The sequence below is a fragment of the Frankia sp. AgKG'84/4 genome, assembly GCF_023242965.2.
Classification (GTDB): domain Bacteria; phylum Actinomycetota; class Actinomycetes; order Frankiales; family Frankiaceae; genus Frankia.
In genome coordinates this window covers 1-1,003 of record NZ_JALKFU020000829.1, presented here as the reverse complement: position 1 = coordinate 1,003, position 1,003 = coordinate 1, and the positions used below count along the sequence as shown (strand labels likewise).

At 74.5% G+C, this 1,003-nt stretch carries 2 protein-coding genes; both read right to left on the bottom strand.

Features of this window, described 5'->3' with window-relative positions; genetic code table 11:
• The coding region (locus tag MXD58_RS25505; RefSeq protein ID WP_250610225.1) for a hypothetical protein at window positions 1–304 on the bottom strand (304 nt) is incomplete at its 3' end.
• Between the two features lie 85 nt (window positions 305–389).
• The coding region (locus tag MXD58_RS25500) for an FAD-linked oxidase C-terminal domain-containing protein (protein WP_284678863.1) at window positions 390–1,003 on the bottom strand (614 nt) is incomplete at its 5' end.

Below are 1,003 nucleotides of genomic sequence, written 5' to 3'. Positions count from 1 at the left end.
GCGCTGCGGCGGCGCCGCCGGGACGGCGCCCGTGGCGGAGGGCCGCCCTGCGGTGCTGCTCATGCCCCTCATCCTGGCGGAGGCCACGGCCGGACATGTCGGGGATCGCCGGATCGGGTGCCGGGACCGTGCCGGCGGCCGCGGCGGCCGGATGGTGGCCATGGCCGACCTGGGCCCCCTGGCGCGCGTTGGCGGCCCGCAGCGGGGCGCAGCGCAGGTAGACCCAGGTCAGCGCCGCTCCGACGATGATCAGCGGAATCAGCATGAGCGCGAAGGCGACGATGACCGCTCCAAGGGTCTGCATGCCGTCGGTATACCCCCACCGACGGCACGGGTATCACCGCAAAGCGAACACATCAAAGCGCACAGTCATGCCGTCCGGCTGGCTGTCACTCGACGAGTACGCCCGGGTTCAGAATGCCGGCGGGGTCGAGGGTCCGCTTGACCGCGCGCAGCACCTCCACCCCGAGGCCGCCGATCTCGGCGCCGAGCCACGGCCGGTGGTCGGTGCCGACGGCGTGATGGTGCGTGATCGTGCCGCCGGCGGCCATGATCGCGTCGCCCGCCGCCGTCTTCGCCGCCCGCCAGCTCCCGATCGGGTCGGTGCCCTGGGCACAGACGACGGTGAAGTAGAGGGACGCGCCGTTCTCGTACAGGTGCGAGAGGTGGCACATGACCACCGGGGACAGGCCGGCGGCGGTGAGGCTGTCCGTCAGGGCCCGGCGCACGTCCGCGTAGAGACTCGGCAGCGCCGACCAGAATCCGGCGGTCTCCAGCGTCTCGGCGAAGATCCCGAGGTCGAGCAGGGCGTCCCGCAGGTACGGCGCCCGGAACCGGCCGAGTTCCCAGTCGGTGCCCGCCGCCGGTTCAAGCCGGCGCGCCCCGCCCGCCCGCAGCACGACCGCGACCTGGGCGGCGCGACGCTCGACCACCGGGCCGGCGCCCTCGTACCCGGCGACGAGCCGGCAGCCGCCGCCGGACGCGGCGCCGTCGAGGGCTGCCT